Genomic DNA, 21622 nt, shown 5'->3' with positions numbered 1-21622 from the left:
CAATCACCTAATTTTACAGTTCAAATAACCAAAATTAATTCTACACACACAGAGATGAACAAATCTAACAGATTAAAGTTTTTGGGTTTGCTGACTTGCTTTTTCGCAATTGGCCAAACCCAAGCTCAGGACAGGAAGGCACCATCCTATCCGCTAATCACCCACAATCCTAATTTCAGCATCTGGTCTAATACAGATGAGCTTAATGCATCTACTACTACACACTGGACAGGTGCAGATCACTCGCTTTTAGGTCTGATCAATGTGGATGGTAACATCTACCGCTTCCTCGGACAGGAAGAGGCAAGCTACAAAACAATACTTGGAACTTCAGATGAAACACCATATACAGTTAAGTATACTGAAACAGCTCCTCAGGGCAACTGGATGTCGGCTTCTTATGCTGCCAGTGACTGGAAGTCGGGATCTGCTCCTATAGGTGATGACGCCAAGCAGGTAAAAACACTTTGGAAATCTGACGACATCTGGGTTAGAAGAGTTTTCAATATTGCCAATCCTGCCAGCATCAATGAATTGTTGTTAAAGATGAACCATGATGACAACATCGAAGTGTTTCTGAATGGAAAAAAAGTATATCAAAAACAAGGTTGGACCAATACTTTTCAGTATTTCCCGATCAACAAAAGCGATTTGAAGGCTGGCCAGAATGTGATCGCTATCCACTTGGCTAATTCGGCTGGTGGCAGGTATCTGGACTTTGGTTTGGCTGATAAACTAAAGGACAATGCAGCGAAGATTCAACTAGCGAAACAGAAAAATGTAGAAGTAACTGCTACGCAGACAATCTATAGTTTTACTTGTGGTAAAGTAGATTTAAAACTGACCTTTACTTCGCCTTTACTTATGAATGATTTAGGCTTACTGGCTCGCCCGGTTTCTTATATCACCTACAATGTGCAAGCCAATGACAAAAAGAATCACGCAGTAAAAGTTTTCTTAAGTGCTTCTTCAAATATTGCTGTATATAAGCCATCGCAAGAAGTAACTGCAAAAAAATACTCAACCGCTAAATTATCTATCCTTAAAGCAGGTACAGTAGAACAACCGGTTCTGCAAAAAGGCGCAGATGATATGCGTATCGACTGGGGTTATTTCTATGTAGCTGCGCCTAAAACCAGCAACGCTATACAGTTCATCACAAGTGCTAATACTGCAGCTGATGCTTTCAGAAATGGTTCTTCAGTTTCTACGGCATCACGTGGAAAGTCGCTTGCATTAAATACAGTTGTTCCTTTTGGAACTGTTGGTCAAAAACCTGTAGAACGTTTCGTTGAACTAGGTTATGATGAAGTTTTAGCCATCCAATATTTCAAAAACAACCTAAGACCTTGGTGGAACAACTCTGGTAAGGAAACTATGGAAGGTCAATTGACTGATGCAGCTAATCAATACAAAGAGGTAATGCAGAAATGCGAGACTTTTAACAAAGAGGTATATGCTGATGCATTTAAATCCGGTGGCAAGGAATATGCACACTTGTGTATTCTAGGTTACCGTCAGAGTATTGCGGCCCATACTTTGGTAAAAAGTCCTGATGGTGAAATCTTATGGTTGTCTAAAGAAAATAACAGTGGTGGTTTCATCAATACTGTAGATGTAACTTACCCTTCGGCACCGCTTTACTTAATTTACAATCCGACTTTATTGCAAGGTATGTTAAACGGCATTTTCTATTTCAGCGAAAGCGGCAAATATCCTCATCCATGGGCTGCACACGATTTGGGAACCTATCCATTGGCTAATGGTCAAACTTATGGTGAGCCAATGCCTGTAGAAGAATCCGGAAATATGATTATCCTTACCGCAGCAATTACTAAGGCTCAGGGTAATGGTGACTATGCAAAAAAACACTGGAAAACATTAACTATCTGGGCAGATTATCTAACCAAGGAAGGATTGGATCCTAAAACACAGTTGTGCACGGATGATTTTGCCGGTCACTTGGCTAGAAATGCAAACTTATCAGTTAAGGCAATTGTAGGGATTGCTTCTTACGCTCAAATGGCTCAAACACTTGGCTATACTGAAACTGCTAATAAATACAGAGCGATAGCTGAAAGCATGGTACCTAAATGGATAGAAATGGCTGACGCTGGTGATCACTATGCGTTAACTTTTGACGATAAAAACACCTGGAGCCAGAAATATAACCTGGTTTGGGATAAAGTTTTAGATTTAAACTTGTTCCCACAAAAAGTTTATGATACGGAGATCAAGTATTATCTGAATAAACAGAATAAATTTGGCTTACCTCTAGACAGCAGAAAAGCTTATACTAAAAATGACTGGATCTTATGGACAGCAACTTTTGCTCCTACACAAAAAGATTTTGAAGCACTTGTAAGTCCAGTTTACAGACATGCAATCGAAACAGAATCACGTGTTCCTTTAAACGATTTCTATGATTCTAATACTGGTATTCGTGACAACTTCAAAGCGAGAAGCGTAGTTGGCGGTTTCTACATGAGACTTTTTGCCGACAAGCTAAAAGGAAAATAAACCAGCATTTACTGAAATGAATATGAGAGGGCGTCTGGTAGACGCCCTCTTTTTTTTGTTTTATCTTTGTGCCATCATGAACAGTGAAATTGCCAAAAAAAATAAAAAAAACAGCTTTCTATTTCTCATCTACTTAGGAGGACTAAGTATTATTGGATTTTTGTCTACAGATATGTACCTGCCGGCATTTGATAAAATGCGTGTAGATCTGAATACCAGCAAAAGCAATGTAAGTGCTACACTGAGTTTATTTTTGGCAGGATTTGGAATTGCACAATTATTATGGGGTCCAATCTCCGATAAAGTTGGCAAACCCAAAACCGTTTTAATGGGATTAAGCATCTTTACAATTGCTTCACTAGGTATTTATTTTACCAAAAATGTAAATATCTTATTATTTCTAAGATTAGTGCAGGCAATTGGTGTTTGTGCAGCCGCAGTAAGCTGGCAAGCATTAGTTATCGAAAGATACCCAAAGGAAGAAACCAATAAAATATTTGCTACTATTATGCCCTTAGTGGCGCTCTCTCCAGCACTAGCCCCATTAATGGGTGCTTTTTTACTAAATTATTTTGGATGGAGATCTATATTTATAGCGCTAGCTATAATTGCAGTATTGCTCATCTTATATACCTTAACAATAAAAGAAACTAAAATAGGTAATAGCCAAAATACTAAATCGGCTGGTCCACCATCAGAAAAAACTTATTTATCACTTTTAAAGTCTAAAAGATATTTCGGAAATATATTAATTTATGCACTTTGCTCGGCGGCTTTTTTTGCCTGGCTTACCGGTTCTCCTTTCTTTTTAAAAGAACTTGGATACAATGAAAGTCAAATAGGCTTTAGTTTTTTTCCTCAAACCATTGCTTTTTTGGTTGGAGGTTATGGATACAGAAGCTTATCAAATAAAATAGAAGGAAAGAGACTACTTCCGGCATTGCTTATATTATACTCGCTAAGTGCAATATCACTCTACCTGGTTACTATATTAATTACCCCAACATTAACCATATTGTTAATACCATTTTGTTTAATGGCTTTATCAAATGGTGCGTGTTACCCTATAGTTGTCGCAGAAGCTTTAAAATCATTCCCAAATAACTTAGGAAAAGCTGCAGCTATGCAAAATACGGTTCAGTTAGGAATTTGCTTCTTGGCAAGTGCAGTTGTTTCGTTCTTTTCAAAAGATGCATTGTTAACCACTACAATTGTAATGACCTGCACAATTCCATTTGTTTATGTAGGATACAGATTGAGTTTAAAAAGCTAATCCTATAGGATATAATTTTAGCATAACTTGAAGTAAACATATCCTATTTTTTTTCCTATTTTAGTTTTCTTACAACGCTTTTCTTCGATAACTAGATACATGGAATATAATTATCAGGGTATTACAAAAAACTGGAAGCTCTTAGTCGAAGGCGAAAAACAAGGTCTTTATACTTGTTTCAACTTGTTCTACGATGACTTGTATCGTTTTGGAATGTCATTATACCGAAATCCAGAACTCGTTAAAGAGAGCATTCAAAACCTGTTTATAGAGCTTTGGCAAATAAGAGATAAACTAACCCACGTACAAAACATTCAACAATATGTTTTTACCGTTTATAAAAGGATCATGTATAAAACCTATCAAAAGGAAATCCGCAAGGATCCTGGTAACGTTGTGCATCTGGAAGACCTTAATGAACAATATGTTTCTGTTCATTCTTATGAAGCAATACTAATTGCCAGTCAGGAGGATGAGCACCTAAGAAAACGATTGGAGCGTGCACTTAACAAACTTACACCAAGGCAAAAGGAGATTGTACAGCTACGTTATTTTGAATGTCTATCGTTCAAAGAAATTTCACACAAAACGGAGCTTACAGAAAGAACGGTTTACAACACCCTTCATAATGCAATCAACGTTTTGCGTGATGCTCTTCTTTCTATTCTTATTCTTATGATCTTGAACGAACTCTAGATCTTCAACTTGATATTTCTTTTTTCGAGTAAACCTGTAACAAATACAATAAGCAAGGCATAAATCAATGATTTAAATAAACCTGGCACTCCTGTACGCAACACATCTGGTAACTGCGATAGACCCAGTAATCCTATTAATGCATAATGTATATACGGTATTAAATAACAGGTAAGCGTACTGGTACCTGCTGATTTAACATAGTTATACCAGGTTACTACTTTTCGAATATCACTAATGTATACCGTTACTAAAAATCCAAGAACCCCTATGCCCGAGCAGATGGCCGTCCATGATGGAGTTGCTCTGATCTTAGAAATCCCCCAAATCGGGCGCGTAAGTAAGCCAAAGACAATCAGAATACCTGCGAACAGGACCATTTGTATCCAGAATTTTTTACTAGCAGAACTAAGATTTCGGTACGAAATTGAGGTAACGATTCCGGCCATACTGAATGCAGGCATAGATCCGTCACCCGCAATCCAAATGTATTTTTTTATACTTTCTATTGGCACTAGCCAACCTAAATTGGAGGCGCAGCTAAAGAACATAAAAAAAACAAGGGCAAGAACCAGAAGTATAGGTTTTCCGGCCGAGAAAAGATAAACACAAGAAGCAATGAAATAAGCCCAGCCAATTAATCCCAGTATACCCCACCAATGAATACCCATAGCAGTTATTCCATTGCCAGATTCTGTTTTATAGAGGGCGGCCAACATGGCCAGCATCAAAACTCCCCCAGCCTTTAACAATTTCACGCTTAATAATTCAGGCTTTTTATAGGCCATCCATATCAGAAAAAAGGCAATTACCAATAAAATCATCCAGACATCCTTAGGCAAAATTGCATCATCTGCATAACCTTCTGAATTGACAAGGAACAAACCCATTATCAATAATGCTATTGTTCTGGCTACAATATGAAAAAATATAGTAGTATTGGCATCTCCCTTTTTTCTTCTGCTCTCTATAGCATAGGGCACAGATAATCCAACAATAAATAAAAAAGCGGGAAATACGACATCGGCAAGCCCCATGCCATCCGCATCTGCCGAAACATGATCAAGCCAGCCCGGAATATCAATCAAGGTCCACAGGTCGTTTACAAAAATCATTAATATCATCACAATTGCTCTGAAAGCATCAATAGAAATCAGTCTGCGCAATGGTACAACTGGATTAATTGTCATTTGAGTATCTGGCTTAATGTATTCATCAAAGAATTTTCTCCCGCTGCATCATAGTCGCCTGCCCAAAGGTACGCTCCTTTAAAACCTTTTTCTTTTATGTAATTGGCTTTTTGCGTCACCAGAGGAATACCATTGAAATATACACCTTTAGCTTCAGCAGCCGTGAATTCTTTTTGCGCAGCGGTTGGATCCTTTACTAATATGTCCTTAAATGGCATATAGTCATAAGATCCCCAGCTCAGGTTATTACCATCTCCATCTAATTCAAGGTACCTCACACCAAAGGCTGGAATTCCTAAAACTATTTTATTGGCAGGAATACCTTTATTTCTCCAGATGGTTGCGCCATCATTCATAAAACTAAGTGAGGATTGCTGTCCTAAAGGAGCCCCGGGCCCCACATGAGCACCATCCTCAAATGCATGAACATTTATCCAGTCGGCCTTTGAAAGATCTGTGTATTCCCAGTGCATATAGTTTGTAGTTACCGTGGCGGTAACAATGCTTCCGGCAGGTAGGGCCGCCTTCAATTCTGATACAAAAGGGCCAACTGATTGGGCACTTTTAGCTGAGACATCATAAACGTCGTTACTTAAGTCTGTCATCATAACATCTATTCCGTCCAGTTTTCTGTTTACTACATATTCGGTTAGCGTTTTTACCAAAAGAGCTCTTTTGGCTGCATCACTTATTACCAATCCAAAATCAGTACTGTTGTATAGCGACCATCCATCTACTCCCGACAGTCGACCTGCGACACCCAATAGCACAGGAACACCGTTCATGTGGCCTCTCGCAACGAGTTCATCTATATTTTGGTTCTGATTGCCCTTTGAAAAATCAATTCCTCCATCAGGGAGTACCCTTGCGCCGCTAAAAGCTACGTGCGAAACATTAGTCCAGGTAACATTAGCAGAAACCCCATTTTCAGAAAGGTAAGGCATGTTTACAAATGGGCTAACTTTAGGTGTATAAGTGGATGGGCTAACCAAAACCTTAGATAGGCGTGTTGCAGTCTGTCCATTAAATGTTGCTTCCAGTTTAATTTCAAATTCACCACCTGCAGTGGGCGTAAACGTAAAGGCAGTATCTGTTGAAACCTCTTTGCCGTCGACCTTCCAGCTTAATTTTGTTTTAGCACCAGGAGCCGGAGAAAATAGCAAGCGGTTATAGATAGCCGATTGCCCTTCTTGTATAATTCTGGACGGTGACTGAAATACTAAGCCCTGGTCAAAAATCCTGGGGTGAAAATCTCCGCCAACCTCACTATTATCTTTTTTACACCCAAGCATAAATACGAGCAAGGGGAATATAAGGTATATTATTTTTTTCATCTGAATATCTTTATTATCTTAAATAACTTCTTTTATTGCACTTATTGAATTTGGGCATTTATCGCCGATAAAAGTGATTTATCCCCTGTCCCATCGCCGAACAATTGCCAAATCATGACGCCCCCTGCTCTTTTATTTAAAGCAAAGCTTACCTTTTTCTTTATGGTTGGTAATCCGTTGTAATAGATCGTTCCCTGATTAGGTACCACAACAAAATCAACGAGCTCTGAACCAGGAAACCCTTTTACAATATCACCATATGAATAACTTTCCTGAATTGAAGGACCGAAACCATATCCATAAAAAGGCAGGCCCAGCGTGAGCTTATTTGCAGGTATAGCCCTTGATGTGTTCCAATAAGCAAAATCTGCTTCTGCCGCTTCATAGGTTGAATGCGGGCCTGGCTTTTCTTTGTTCCATGGGCCCGTCTGGTCATAAGACATGATATTGATCAGGTCGAATAAAGCCAGCGCCTTATCTGATATTGCATTCCCGTTCCAGGTTGCAACTGCAGCTGTCAGTAGTTTTTTATGTGGTTTTAGAGCAGCTGACAATTCAACAATCAATCCTTCATAATTCAGGTCTATAAAATCTCCCTCCAGATCAACATCTACTCCATCAAAATTATAGGTATTGGTCAGTTTAACCAGTTCCTTAACCAATTCAGCACGTTTATCTGGTTTTATGAGTTCTTTTAGATGTTGCGGGGCATTTCCTCCTCCAAAGGAGAACAATACTTTTACCTTATTGTCATGTGCTCTTTTTATGGCTGCTGTTAATCCTAGTGATGGACTGAACAATCCATTGGCATCCGGATTTAAAAATGCGATGTTTAAATGTGTGATCTTGCTGAAATCCAGCTTAGCAGAAGCTGCATCTAAATCGCCACTCCCAAATATATATCCAACAACATAAAACTCTTTATTCTTTTTATCTGGAATACTTGGATCTATTGCTTTGGATTTAGCACAGGAAACCATCACTGCAAACAAACAAACGATTTGTATTAATAATATTGACTTTCTCATCATATTAAAATTAGGTTTAACATTATGGTTTATCCCACCAAACCCTGTTTGTCCAGGTATTACCACCAGGGCCAATTGCAGCTACGGCCGCCGCCGCATTCACCGCATTTTGCTCCAGTTCAAAAATCGGGTATTCGAACCTTCTAGGGGTAGTTTGAACTGATGAGTCGTAATTGGTAGATGAGGCTAAAACCGGGAATCCACTTCTTCTCCAATTCGCGTAAGCCTCGGGTCCGTTTAAAAGCAATGCGATCCAAAGCTGTTTATTGATCATCTCAATTTCCCTTCCCGGAATCAGGTTATTACCTTTTATGAAATTGCTGATGTCTGTTGAGCTGATGGAAGGCCCACCAGGGAAAAGGCTTAACTGTGAAATTGCAGCTTCAATACCTTTTGCATAATGTTCCGCTGCTGTTCCTCCAAAGTTTGCCCCCCACCTAACTGTTGCTTCGGCAAGAAGCAATTCAACTTCAGCATAAGTCTGATGAAGAAACGGCGCATTATTCCTAATAAGGAAATTGGCCAATTGTGCTTTTTGATCATTATTTACAGCTTCAGTTGGTCCAACACCCGGTATATCGATGGTAATCGGATTCATCCAACCGTCCCAAATATATTCGTTCGGAGGTACTCCGTTATAGCCAATTTGCGCTTTGACCTGATCTGTTATGTCTATACGATCAAAAGGTCTGTTCACAATATCAATATAATATTTTACCATATGTGAAAGACGAGGATCATTGGTATTTCTCAGTTGTTCAATGAAAGGATCTTGAACACGAGGAATAACCTCAGACTGGCAAAAGGCAGCTGAAACGCCATTTCCTCTTATATCTACATAGCTGTTTTGGACATCCTGATGAACTAATTTACACAGCTCTGCGTTACTGCTAAATACTCCTGCGGTATATGCGGCCTGTGCTTCCGCCTTTGCTTTATCAGGATTAATCTTTACCAAACGCATGGCATACCTCAATCTCAATGAATTGGCGAATTTTTTCCATGAAGCAATTCCTCCGTTGTAGAAAAGATCACCCTTTACCGCATCTTTAGCAGCATCAAGTTGGGCAGAGGCCTCAGCTAGTTCTTTAAAAAAGTCGTTATAAATATCTTCCTGCTTATCAAACTTCGGTTGTATTATTCCGTCTGTAAATGCCTTTCCTGCTTCAAAATATGGGATATCTCCATATACATCTGTCATTCTGGCAAACTCATATACCTTCATAATACGACAGATGGCATTCAGATTTGTTTTAGTAGGATCGTTTTTAGTGCGGTTAACCGCATCTACAATATTTACCACATCATTATTGTAGGTATTATTCCACAAAGAGGAAAGGTAATTCCGGTCGTACACGTAGAACTGGCCATTTCTATTTAGCCAGATTCCTCCGATTTGCTGTACAAGAGGCATTGTAAATACAAGCCCCAATTTCTCGTTTACTTCCAGATCTCCCGAGAAGCGTAGTTGAACGTTTGTGAGCTGTAACGAGGGATCAAGATTACTTGACCTGGTAGGATCAATGTTTACATCCCCAAATTTTTTACAGGCACTCAGCATCAATACCATTATAGTAATTAGAGCTGCATATTTTTTTATATTCGTTTTCATGTTTATCTCCCTTGATGAATCTCTTAAAACTTAAAGTTTAAATTAAAGCCCCAACTGCGTCTGGTTGGCAAAGAGCCATACTCCAAACCCTGCCCATTTCCATTGTTGTAATTAGAATCAGGATCTACATTTGGCACATCACTAAAAAGAATAAATGGATTTCGGCTTACTACAGCCACCTGTATATTTCTAACCCCAAATTTTGCAGAGATTTTTTCGGGAATAGTGTACCCCAAGGTGATCTCGCGCATTTTAACATAAGTTCCGGAGTAGATATATGGTCTGGCTACGCCTCCACTTGATACAATCTGTGGCCAGTAAACAGACGGGTCAACTGCTTTTGTGTTTTTAATAAAATTGCCGTTCTCGTCCTTCACAACACCTTCTGGAACCAAGCCCCTCACCTTCCCTATTGCCTTCCATTGATCAAGTGTGTAACCCTGAGCCTGTCTGTCTTCTTCCGATGCAATCCATTCTTCACGTCCGGCAAGGGTGGTATTCAGACTGCCACGACTTGCGGCAAATAGATTTGTCATTGAAAACAGGTCTGACCCGAACTTAACATCAATAAGCGCACTTAAACTAAAGTTTTTGAAATAAACGGTATTGCTAACACCACCTGTCCAATCGTAAATCCCTTTACCAACCACTTGTCTTTCGTCGCTTTGTAAAGGCAAAAGTGTTGTCGGATCCAGTATAACATTTCCATTAGGATCTTTCTGATAGTCGAAAGATAGAATTGAACCATAGTTTTCGCCAGGCTTTGCAATTACTGCAACTCCCATCCATCTGGCCTCTGATAAGGTTAAAAAAGGTACACCATCGGCCAATGATTCAACTTTATTAATATTACGAGCAAAATTAAAGCTCACATCCCATTTAAAATCTTTCCTGGCAACCGGGCTTGCAGTAAGCAATACCTCAATCCCTTTGTTTGAAACCACTCCGGCATTGATCATCCGCGTAGAAAAACCTGAAGAGAAAGGACTAGGAACATTATTGATCTGATCTCTTGACCTTTGGTTATAATAGGTAACATCGAGCCCAATTCTGTTTTCGAAGAACTTTAATTCCGTACCTATTTCCCATGAACGCGTACGGGTTGGTAATAGATTGGCATTTGGCATTCTGGAAGTATTCAGTCCTCCATAAGACATTCCGTTAAAAGACAAGGGATTTACAGAATAGTACAAATCCAATAAATAAGGGTCAGTATCACTGGCTACTTCAGAAATTGCTGCTCTTAATTTACCCATCGTTAAAACCTTATTGCTTAATTTAAAGGCATCGGAGAAGACAAAACTTGAAGACAGTGAGGGATAAACATAATCTTTATTCAAAGTAGAGTAAGCATCATTCCTAACTGTTGCATCTAGATACAAATAACCCTTGTAACCCACACTAAGCAAGGCATAAATGGAGTTTAAGTTCTTTTTATACGGGACAGGTATAATACTCTTATCGGTAAAGCTTGTAGGAGTAATTGCATCTGGAACCGTAAGGTTTGTGAACTGCATAAAGTCCGCATTATTATGTACTCTTGAAATGCTACCACCTAAACGTGCTGCCAGATAAAGAGACGGCGTAACCTGTTTTTGGCCGGTAATTAATACATCTGCTTCTGTAGTTACATGCTTTCTGTTGATCTGATCCAGCGCCCCTGTCACCACACCAGGTGTTGTTCTGGGACTGAACTTTTCAAAATTAATATAGGTAAGGTCTGTTGATCCACGGCCTTGAATACTCAACCAATTAGTGATATCGTAGTTCAATTGCAAAGCCCCCAAAAGACGATTCTTTTTTGTGGTATTCTTCATTTCGTTAATTACCCAATATGGATTTAAACGATATTGACCACCGCCCCATTCGATATAAGAACCGTCAGGGTTTTTATATGTTTTGGCAAACCATGCCTGATCCACATTATTTGCAAGCCCAATAAAAGCATTTCCAATATTTCCCGGATCATCAGCTAAAGCAGGACGATTATTTACATTCTCGTCCATATAAAAAGCCCTGGCTTCCAGAGAGAGCTTAGAGCCGAATTTTGATGTTCCATTAAAAGTAAAGGAATTCCTTCTGATGCCACTTTCAGGGATGATGTCATTATTTCTAAGATCAGTCGCAGAAAATCTGATAGATGATTTTTCGTTGGCATTACTGAAAGAAACATTATTGGTAAATGTGGTACCTGTTCTGAAAAAGCCGCCAATGTTATCTCCAATCTTTTGATAAGGTCTGTAAACATCATCATAAGAGATGACCATAAGGTCAGGATCCAATCTGGCACCAAAATTATTAAACATGGATGTTTTGGCCTGCAAAGAAGAAGTGTTAATTGTTTGGTTACGACCCTGCCCGTACAAATACTGATAACCATCAAAGGAAGTCAACTGATTCTCAAAAGACGCAGTGCTGTTTACCTCGATACCAAGATCAGAATTACCTTTTCCTCTTTTAGTTGTAATAAGAATAACCCCGTTGGCAGCCCTTGCACCATACAAAGCTGATGCAGAAGGGCCTTTTAACACACTAATTTTATCAATATCGTCTGGATTTATTGCTGATATGGCATCTCCAAAATCATATCCCTGAGCGTACATTTCAGAGCCGGTACCTCCATAATTTGAATTATCAATTGGAACACCATCTACTACGTACAAAGGTTGATTATTCCCCGTAACTGTAGTATTACCCCTAATGATGACTCTGGATGATCCGGCCGGCCCTCCTGCTGTACTGTTAACTATAAGACCCGCTACTTTTCCTGCTAAAGAATTGATTACGTTCGTTTCTCTAGCTTTTTTTAATCCTTCGCCGTCTACCTCGGAAACTGCATAACCTAGTGACCTTTCTTCCCTTTTAATACCTAAGGCAGTAACTACAGTTTCTTTCAGTTCAAGCGATTCTTCTTTCAAAACTACAGTTATATTTTTCTGCGATTCAGCAGCAACAATAGCTGATTGCTGAAAACCCATCATTCTAAACCTAATGATATCGCCTTTGTTGGCTGCAATAGAGAACTTCCCATTTTCATTAGTTGAAACTGTTTTATTAGCTGTAACATTAATTACAGAAACTCCAGGAATTGGGATTTTCTTTTCATCAGTTACTGTTCCGCTTACTGTAAATTCCACTTTTACAATGACCGGTTTGTAAGATTGGATCATTATAGTCTGTCCGTTGATCTGATATTTGATATTCACCTTTTTTGAAATAGCGTCTAGAACATTATTAATTTTCTGCTTTTCAATATTCAGATCAAATCTTGCGTTTACATTTAAATCTAGTGGATTGTAAGAAAAGTGTACTTCTCCCTGACTTTCTATTTGTTTAAACGCATCCAGGATGGTGGCATTTTCCCATTTAAATGAGTACAATTTTTCCTTGGACTGTGCATATGCGGAAGTTGACAGGATTAGAACAACGCATAAGCTTATTTTAAATAAAAGCCCATAAAAGAAATAATAAGATTGTAAGTTTTTTTTCATATTGTTTGGTTTGGTTTAGGTTGTTTATTTTTAGAATGCAATTGTCACAGTATCATTTTTTATGGTGTAAGTAAAGTGATTAGCAAATCCGATAGCGTCGAGCACATCGGTAAGGTTCTCATTTTTAAATTGACCAGTAAAGGCAATTGGCTTTTTAGGTTGCTTTTCTGTTCTGATTTCAACTCCATAGACCTCCTTCAAAACTGATTTAATATCTTTTAAAGAAGCCATAGAGAATATGAGCTTTCTCTCTCTCCAGTTCTCTACTTTCTGCAGGTCGAAGTTTGACTTTGTAAACTTGTTCTGTGCCTCCAGTACTTCGACCTGTTCACCAGGAATCAATTCAACTTTATTTGTAATTTCTTGATCATTAACAGTCCCAACGCTAACTTTACCCGTTGTTAGCATTACAGAGGTAGAAGTATGCATTTTGTAATTGTTAATTTTAAAAGATGTACCTAAAGCAGTAGTTGCAGTTTTACCTGAAATAACAATAAAAGGTTTATTCTTATTTTTAGCAACACTAAAATGGGCTTCTCCATCTATCCATAAAACACGGTTGTGTTCATTGTAGTTGTCATCTATTTTAAGTATTGATAAACTATTCAATAGCACAATACTTCCGTCGGAAAGCGTTATGGATTTCCGTTCATTATATCCTGTTTTTATTGCCGCGTTTTTGCTGTATTCGTTGTAAATAGGAACAGTAGTGCTATAATCCTTTTTATTCATTAACGCATACACACCTATACAGATTAAAATTGCAGCTGCCGATGAGAACCAAAATGTCCGACTTTTCAAACGAATGGTTTTTACAGGTATCTGTTCAGATTCTAATATCTGTAAATGTTCAATAGAAGATTTAAGTTTAGAAAGTTCTCTTTCCTTTTCCTGTGGATCAATTTTTACAGAAAGTAAAAAGAAAAGAGATTCCGCTTGATGTATTTTCTCAGAAAGTTCAGGATTCTGAATAAGGAGGTTTTCCCAGAATGCGATATCTTCCTTGTTGTCGCGCAAACAAAATTTAACAAAACTTTCGTCAGTCAGAAAGTCCTCAATTGTATATAATGAATAATCCATTTTTATCGTCTATAATTGATTTACAGACATAAGTGTATGGAGATTTCATTTTTTACCAAATGAAATTAAAAAATATTCATAAACAACTGACTATAAGTCGATTATTTTATTTACTCAAATCTTTTAAAGTAGGCTTTTTCCAGCATTTCTCTATGGTTAGGATGTGCGAGCTCAGTTAATGCTTTAGCTCTTTGTTTGAGGCTCTTACCAAACAAATTTACAATTCCATATTCAGTTACTACCCAGTGAACATGGCCCCGGGTAGTAACGACACCAGCCCCCTCCTTGAGAAATGGAACGATTCTGCTGATACCTTTATGTGTTTGAGAAGGAAGTGCAATAATCGGCTTTCCACCTTCGGATAGAGATGCTCCACGCATAAAGTCCATTTGACCTCCTATACCAGAATATTGATAGGTTCCGATAGAATCTGCACAAACCTGGCCTGTCAGATCTAATTCAATAGCACTATTTATTGCTGTTGCTTTCGCATTCTGTCTAATGATGCTCGTGTCATTTACATAACCAATATTCATGACACGAATGGTTGGGTTATCATCAACAAAATCATAAAGCTTTCGTGTTCCTGTTATAAATGAGGTAACAGATCTATCACGATTCAATTTTTTTTGACTGTTATTAATCACCCCTTTATTTATAAGCTCAATGATCCCATCAGAAAACATTTCAGTATGCAAGCCAAGGTTTTTATGCCCGCCAAGATTTTTGAGCACCTGATCTGGAATACTTCCTATCCCTAGTTGTAATGTTGCTCCATCTTCAACAAGAGATGCAACATTATATCCAATCTTACCAACAATATCATTGGCATCAAAAGAATAATCCACTTCTGGCAATTCAGCGTCATGATGCACCAAAGCTGTTAATTTATCTACATGAATAAAACTTTCTCCATGCGTTCTCGGCATTCGTTTATTTACCTGTGCAATTACAATCTTAGCGGTATCAACTGCGGCTTTTGCAATATCAACAGAAGTTCCCAAAGAGCAGTAACCATGCCTGTCGGGAGGAGATACTTGAATAAGTGCCACATCGATTGGTAAAATATTTCCGTAAAATAACTGTGGAATTTGGCTTAAAAAAATAGGCACATAGTCTCCTCTGTTGCTATTGGCTACTGATCGGGTTGCTGCAGAAACAAATAAAGAATTGAAAAAGAATGATTTTCGATACTCTGGCAAATCAAAATTAACATCTCCCAAAGTCGTAATACTTGCCAGCTCAACATTCTCAAGTTCAGTATGCCTATTTTGCATCGCTTTAACCAAACAAACCGGGGTTGCCGCGCCACCATGAATAAAAACTCTGTTTCCCGATGTGATCAATTTGACTGCCTCTGCAGCTTCAATACTCTTTAACTCCATATTACACCATTAATTTACCCTAATACACTGATTAAATGCTTTAAATTAACTATTAATCTGCTAGAATCCATTTCATCCAGTGAAGTAAGTTGAAAATTCCTATCTAAAAGTAAGTATCAATCGTTCTTGAAAAAATGACGAATCTTAGTTGAAAACCTGATCTTCATCACCACTGTAATCGGTACACTATAATATTCAAAAAAGAGGATGTCCAAAAAAGACAAGATCGTCATCCTTAATTTATTTCAGAAATCAGGGGAAAACTTCACCTTATAACTGTCAAATTTTCAATTTAGGAACTGCAAGAAAGTATCATCCAGCAAAAAATCCGTACCTTGAAACAGTCACACAAACATAGCTACCTAATAGCAACAAGAAAAACAAAATGGCAGAGCAACGCATCCACATTTGGGCAGGAATGTCACAAAATAAAACCGAAGAACAGTTCTACAAGTATTTTGATCAGAGCAAATTTTTAAAAGACAACCATAACTTTAATACCGATGACGCTTACCCAAGAGATACGCCAGACTTTAACCTTCGATCTCAGTTCAGTAAAGACATTGACAAACAGTATGACTACGATGCAGACTGGATTACCATTTACCATGGTCGGAAAAGAATCAGCATCCAGGCTGCTATAGAAGAACTACCCGTTTGGGATGATCAAACAGAAGTAGATATCTATCAGGCTTGTATCAGCAAAGGCATATCTACAGTAAATTGTATCCTATGTTACGCTGATGATGAGCTTAACATAGAGAATCCGCTCGAAAACTATAACGATATGGTTTACATAGGCAGCTTTAACAACCCTAACTAAATGACTAAAAAACTTCTATTTCTCTGCTTCCTATTTGTAGTTGCCTCTTTTCACAGTATCGCTCAGAAAAAACAACTAAGAACACAAATAAAACAAGTGATTGCCCATAAAAAAGCTGATGTAGGTGTTTCTGTATATGGAATTGAAAGTAAAGACACTATTACTGTGAATGGCAACAAGCACTACCCAATGCAGAGTGTTTTTAAATTTCATATTGCAATGGCTGTTTTGAACCAGGTAGATAAAGGAACGTTAAGCCTATCACAAAAAATCCACATCAAAAAGAGTGAACTATTACCCAATACCTGGAGCCCTATTCGCGACGCTCACCCAAATGGAAATGTAGACTTACCCCTTTCCGAAATCATCAAATACACCGTTGCGCAAAGTGACAATAATGGCTGCGACATCCTGATGAGACTGATAGGAGGCCCAAAACCCATCAATGATTATATACATAGTCTCGGAGTTAAGGATGTGGCTATCCAAGCCAACGAAGAAGAAATGCATAAAGAATGGGATGTGCAGTTTTTGAACTGGAGTACACCAAAAGCTGTTACGGAACTTCTAACAACGTTTTACACAAAAAAAGTACTATCCAAAACCAGCTTTAACTTCTTATGGAAAACCATGGTAGAAACCTCTACAGGTACCAATAGACTTAAAGGACAATTACCAAAGGGAACAATTGTTGGCCACAAAACGGGTACCTCTGATACAAATAAACAAGGTGTTACTTCGGCAATTAACGACGTCGGCATTGTAAAATTGCCAAATGGAAAACATTATGCAATAGCTGTTTTCGTTTGTAACACACGAGAAAATGAAGCCACAAATGATAAGATTATTTCAGATATTTCAAAGCTTGTATGGGACTACTTCATCAACAATTCCAAATAAGCCGGGGCTAACAATGATTTTTGCGTAATTTTACACAAAATATCATTAATATGTCTTTTACCGCCTTAGGCTTATCTCCTGCTTTATTAAAAGCATTAGCAAATCAGAATTTCACAGTACCTACCCCTATTCAACAAACAGCTATACCAGCCATTTTAAGTAAAAAGGACCTATTGGGTATAGCCAAAACAGGTTCTGGAAAAACTGCGGGCTATGTTTTGCCACTTTTAACAAATTTACAAGAAACAGCAGGAGTAAAAAATCGCCATGCGAATGTATTGGTTTTAGTACCTACACGTGAGCTTGCCGAACAGGTAAAAGATGTTTTTCAATCCTTTAGCAAAGCACTTCCTCAGCCGATTAAAACATTAGCTGTATACGGTGGTGTTTCTATAAACCCGCAAATGATGGCTATGCAGGGCGTAAATGTTCTTGTTGCTACACCAGGAAGACTATTAGAATTAGTAGCTTCTAATGCGGTACATTTATCTAGTATTGAAACATTGGTACTAGATGAGGCTGATAAGATGCTTAATTTAGGTTTTAAAGAAGAGGTAAACAAAATTATTGCCCTGTTACCAGAAAAGCGTCAGAACCTATTATTTTCTGCTACCCTAAGTCCTGATATTGAGAACATCCACCAAATTTTGCTACATGATCCGGTAGTGATCAAAATTGAAGCGGAGGAAGATACACTAGACACAATCAACCAGGTAGCTTATATCGTTTCGGATGAAAAGAAAGGTCCTTTTTTGCGCTATTTGATTAACCATCATGAGATGAAACAAGTATTGGTATTTACGTCCTCTACTCACCAAGCTGATGCTGTGGTTAATAAGCTTCGCAAAAATAACATTGATGCTAAAGCAATTCACAGCAAGAAAAGTCAGGGTTCCAGAACCGAGTCTTTGTATCTTTTTAAATCGGGCAAACTTAGGGTATTGGTGGCCACAGATTTAATGGCCAGAGGGATTGACATTAATTTCCTGCCTTTTGTGATTAACTATGAATTGCCGCGATCACCAAAAGATTATGTTCACCGAATTGGCAGAACCGGCCGTGCAGAGGCTGCAGGTGACGCAATTTCGCTGGTTAGTCAGAATGAATTGCATCATTTCGAAGTAATCCAAAAAAAGATGGGCAAAAAAGTAACATTACTGGATAGTGAAAATATTACTCATTAACTTTGAGTCATGAGACATTATACACTAACCGCTTCCTTAATTGTATTGACTATTGCCCTGGTATCATGGGGACAGAAAGGTCATAAAGCCATTGCTTCTATTGCAGAAAAACACCTTACAATGAATACTAAAACCATAGTAAACAGCTATCTGCAAGGCGAGACTATAAGTGATGCAAGCATTTGGGCAGACGAAATTAGTAATGATCCACAATACAAAAAGACTGCTTCATGGCACTACATAAACCTGCCACTTGGACTAACCAAAGAGCAGTTCACAGATTACGTAATTAAACAAGATAAAGACAATATTTATACTGCTATTTTAAAAGCGGAAGCAAATCTGAAAGACAAAACGCTTAATCCTGCGCAAAAAAATCAGGCCTTAAAATTCCTGATTCATCTTGTTGGTGATGCTCATCAGCCTATGCATGTTAGCCGTGCAGAAGACAAAGGCGGCAATGATGTACAGGTAAGATTTAACAATAACGGAACCAATCTACATGCCCTTTGGGATGGGAAATTGATTGACCATGAAGGATTCAATTATACAGAAATGGCAAAAAAGTACGATTGGGCAAATCCGGAACAAGTTAAAAAATGGCAAACCGACAGTCCCATGCAATGGTTATGGGAAAGCTACCAGGTGAGCACTCAAATTTATGATGAGATAAAACCAGGCGGAAACATCGATGAAGCCAGTTATAAAAAGTCAATTGCTATTATCCACCTACGCATTGCTCAGGCAGGCGTGCGCCTGGCTGGTGAACTAAACAGGCTCTTCAAAGATCAACAACCTAATCTTAATGAAAAACCCATAGCACCTGCTGCAGTTGTAATACCCGCTACTAAAATTGCAGGCACTCCTCTACCCAAAGCAACGGTGGTAAAACTAGCAGATCTAAAAAACTCAGTTGGAAAGAATGTAATAGTAACCGGCAAGGTATTTAGTCTTAAAGACATTAAAAGTATGGTACTGGTTAATGTAGGAGCAGCACATCCAAATCAACTGCTTACGCTGGCCTTAAAAGGAAATGCGAAAAAACTAGCTGATAAGATTAACGGAAAAACCATCACCATACAGGGTACAGTAACTATGTTTAAAGGTAAACCGGAGATGGTAGTAAATGAGCCGGATCTGATTAAGTATAACTAAGTTGCAACCTCATCTATAAAATCAGCTATTTCAACTGACCTTGAAGCTAACGAAGCATGACTGGCATCTAACGTTATTATCCTTTTTGCACTGAGTCTCGATGACATCCATTCTTGATTCTCAGGTGCAATCATTCTATCCTCACTGGAAATTTGATAATAGGACGGCTTATGTTTCCATGCAGGGTCAGTTATTGTATCACCAAATGTACTTGCAATTGGGGCCTTCTGCGTAACACCCATAACCAAACCTTCTTCGGCTGTTAAATCCTGACAGAAACTTTCATGGAATAACTCTGGTTTAATCCATAAATAGCCATCACTATCAGGTACAAGATTTGAAGCAGCTATAGGTGGGTGCTTTTGAGTAATGCTACCAGGGCTTTCTCCAGCATCCGGGGCAAATGCTGCAATATAAACCAAACCAATTACATTTGGCTGATTACCAACCTCTGTAATTACCGCACCACCGTAGGAGTGCCCAACAAGTAAAACTGGACCTTTCTGTTGGGCAATCATCTTACGGGTTCGTTCAGCATCATCTGCCAGTGAGGTTAGAGGCATTTCAACTGCACGAATAATTTTATAGCCCTTTTTTGCAAGCTCAAGAATAACCTTATTCCAATGAGCAGCACCGCCCCAAAAGCCATGTACGAGGACAATGCTTAATTTCTCTTTCATAATCAATTATTTATATAATAAGATACTGAATACTATAACCATTAGATTGCTATAATTGTTCTTTAAACTTAGTTTCGGTATGATGATAAATTAAGCATTTGGTATTCATTGACTAAACACCGAATCAGTGATATTGGTACATAATCCAGTAATTGGTATACCAACCTATTGAAACTTAGATGCGACTTTTGTATTAGCAAAAGTGATGAGTAAATAAAATACTCATTATAACTACACAAATCTAGTAAACCAATTGTTAATCAATTAAAGCATTATAACAATGAAATATAGAAAACTTGGAATTGGAAACAACTCCCTTAAAGTTTCTGCAATAGGATTAGGTTGCATGGGAATGAGTTATGCCTATGGTGAGGCTCCCAACAAAAATGATATGATCACTTTGATTCATTCTGCTATTGAACGTGGCCTTACATTTTTTGATACTGCTGAGATGTATGGCCCTTTTACTAATGAGGAATTACTGGGCGAAGCATTAGCTCCTTACCGTGACCAGGTAGTAATTGCTACTAAATTCGGCATTAAGATACAGGATGGCAAACAGATACAAGATAGCAGTCCAAACCAGATCAGAAAGGCCGTAGAAGGCTCTCTAAAACGCCTGAATGCCGACGTAATTGACCTTTACTATCAACACCGTGTGGACACAAATACACCAATTGAAGAAGTAGCGGGTGTTATGAAAGATCTGATTAGCGAAGGAAAAATAAAACATTGGGGACTTTCTGAAGCAGGTGTACAAACCATTCGTCGTGCCCACGCTGTGCAACCTGTTACTGCCATTCAAAGCGAATACTCTTTATGGTATAGACGGCCAGAGGAAGAACTCCTCCCAACACTTGAAGAACTTGGGATCGGTTTTGTGCCATTTAGTCCACTAGGTAAAGGTTTTCTAACAGGAAGATTCAACAAGGACTCCAAATTCGCCAGCAACGATTTCAGAAGTATTGTACCACGCTTTACGGCGGACGCGCTTGAGGCCAATCAGGTTTTGGTTGACCTCCTGAAAAAAGTAGCTGATCAAAAAAGTGCAACACCTGCACAAATTGCCCTCGCGTGGTTGTTGGAACAAAAACCATGGATCGTACCAATTCCAGGTACAACAAAACTAGAACGCTTGGAAGAAAATATGGGAGGAGCAGATATTGAGCTTTCAGCAGGTGAATTGAGCGAAATTGAATCGGCATTAGAAAAAATCAAGGTAGTTGGCGACCGATATCCTGAAGAACTGGAGAAGAGAACTGGATTATAAC

Annotated in this window: 16 protein-coding genes; 8 read left to right on the top strand and 8 right to left on the bottom strand. The window is 38.5% G+C overall.

Going from position 1 to position 21622, the window contains the following annotated elements:
- Positions 1-54: 54 nt before the first annotated feature.
- The 3 genes from HQN83_RS06315 (at position 55) to HQN83_RS06305 (ending at position 4489) form a co-directional block, all read left to right on the top strand.
- Complete coding sequence (locus HQN83_RS06315; RefSeq protein WP_173089481.1) at positions 55-2520, top strand: glutaminase family protein; 2466 nt, start codon at positions 55-57, stop codon at positions 2518-2520.
- A gap of 76 nt (positions 2521-2596) precedes the next feature.
- Positions 2597-3793 (top strand): purine nucleoside transporter PunC, encoded by a 1197-nt coding sequence (punC, locus tag HQN83_RS06310; protein ID WP_173089480.1) that lies wholly within the window; start codon positions 2597-2599, stop codon positions 3791-3793.
- Positions 3794-3892: 99 nt separating this feature from the next.
- Complete coding sequence (locus HQN83_RS06305; RefSeq protein WP_173089479.1) at positions 3893-4489, top strand: RNA polymerase sigma factor; 597 nt, start codon at positions 3893-3895, stop codon at positions 4487-4489.
- Here the strand turns inward: HQN83_RS06305 and HQN83_RS06300 are convergent.
- From HQN83_RS06300 to HQN83_RS06270, 7 genes are all read right to left on the bottom strand, one after another.
- A complete protein-coding gene (locus HQN83_RS06300; RefSeq protein WP_173089478.1) occupies positions 4486-5679 on the bottom strand; it encodes a DUF5009 domain-containing protein in 1194 nt (397 codons plus the stop codon). The genes HQN83_RS06305 and HQN83_RS06300 overlap by 4 nt on opposite strands.
- Complete coding sequence (locus tag HQN83_RS06295) at positions 5676-7013, bottom strand: glycosyl hydrolase family 18 protein (protein ID WP_173089477.1); 1338 nt, start codon at positions 7011-7013, stop codon at positions 5676-5678. The genes HQN83_RS06300 and HQN83_RS06295 overlap by 4 nt, the downstream gene beginning before the upstream one ends.
- Before the next feature lie 41 nt (positions 7014-7054).
- On the bottom strand, positions 7055-8044 hold the full coding sequence (locus HQN83_RS06290) for a glycosyl hydrolase family 18 protein (protein ID WP_173089476.1): 990 nt from the start codon (positions 8042-8044) through the stop codon (positions 7055-7057).
- 19 nt (positions 8045-8063) lie between these two features.
- Positions 8064-9653, bottom strand: coding sequence for a SusD/RagB family nutrient-binding outer membrane lipoprotein (locus HQN83_RS06285; protein WP_173089475.1), 1590 nt, complete (start codon positions 9651-9653; stop codon positions 8064-8066).
- Between the two features lie 23 nt (positions 9654-9676).
- The gene (locus HQN83_RS06280; RefSeq protein WP_173089474.1) at positions 9677-13144 is read right to left on the bottom strand and encodes a SusC/RagA family TonB-linked outer membrane protein; all 3468 of its coding nucleotides are present in this window, start codon (positions 13142-13144) and stop codon (positions 9677-9679) included.
- Between the two features lie 30 nt (positions 13145-13174).
- Positions 13175-14224 carry a FecR family protein gene (locus tag HQN83_RS06275; RefSeq protein ID WP_173089473.1) on the bottom strand — a complete coding sequence of 350 codons (1050 nt, stop codon included), beginning with the start codon at positions 14222-14224 and terminating at the stop codon, positions 13175-13177.
- A 110-nt stretch (positions 14225-14334) separates the two neighbouring features.
- Positions 14335-15609, bottom strand: coding sequence for an acetyl-CoA hydrolase/transferase family protein (locus HQN83_RS06270; RefSeq protein ID WP_173089472.1), 1275 nt, complete (start codon positions 15607-15609; stop codon positions 14335-14337).
- Between the two features lie 385 nt (positions 15610-15994).
- Between HQN83_RS06270 and HQN83_RS06265 the strand changes: the two genes are divergently transcribed.
- Genes HQN83_RS06265 through HQN83_RS06250 form a run of 4 tightly spaced genes read left to right on the top strand, consistent with a single transcriptional unit; the run spans position 15995 to position 19671 of the window.
- Positions 15995-16432, top strand: a complete 438-nt coding sequence (locus HQN83_RS06265) for an immunity 22 family protein (protein WP_173089471.1) — start codon at positions 15995-15997, stop codon at positions 16430-16432.
- A complete protein-coding gene (bla, locus tag HQN83_RS06260) occupies positions 16433-17332 on the top strand; it encodes a class A beta-lactamase, subclass A2 (protein WP_173089470.1) in 900 nt (299 codons plus the stop codon).
- A 50-nt stretch (positions 17333-17382) separates the two neighbouring features.
- Complete coding sequence (locus HQN83_RS06255) at positions 17383-18516, top strand: DEAD/DEAH box helicase (RefSeq protein WP_173089469.1); 1134 nt, start codon at positions 17383-17385, stop codon at positions 18514-18516.
- A gap of 9 nt (positions 18517-18525) precedes the next feature.
- Positions 18526-19671 (top strand): S1/P1 nuclease, encoded by a 1146-nt coding sequence (locus HQN83_RS06250; protein ID WP_173089468.1) that lies wholly within the window; start codon positions 18526-18528, stop codon positions 19669-19671.
- On the opposite strand, the gene HQN83_RS06245 is transcribed toward HQN83_RS06250, so the two are convergent.
- Positions 19668-20351, bottom strand: a complete 684-nt coding sequence (locus HQN83_RS06245; protein WP_173089467.1) for an alpha/beta hydrolase — start codon at positions 20349-20351, stop codon at positions 19668-19670. The genes HQN83_RS06250 and HQN83_RS06245 overlap by 4 nt on opposite strands.
- 280 nt (positions 20352-20631) lie before the next feature.
- Between HQN83_RS06245 and HQN83_RS06240 the strand changes: the two genes are divergently transcribed.
- Positions 20632-21621: an aldo/keto reductase gene (locus HQN83_RS06240; protein WP_173089466.1), complete on the top strand. Its 990-nt coding sequence runs from the start codon at positions 20632-20634 to the stop codon at positions 21619-21621.
- The last annotated feature ends 1 nt before the right edge of the window (position 21622 follow it).

The organism is Pedobacter foliorum (genome assembly GCF_013266735.1).
In the GTDB taxonomy this organism is placed as follows: domain Bacteria; phylum Bacteroidota; class Bacteroidia; order Sphingobacteriales; family Sphingobacteriaceae; genus Pedobacter; species Pedobacter foliorum.
This window is presented reverse-complemented; position numbering and strand designations above follow the sequence as displayed.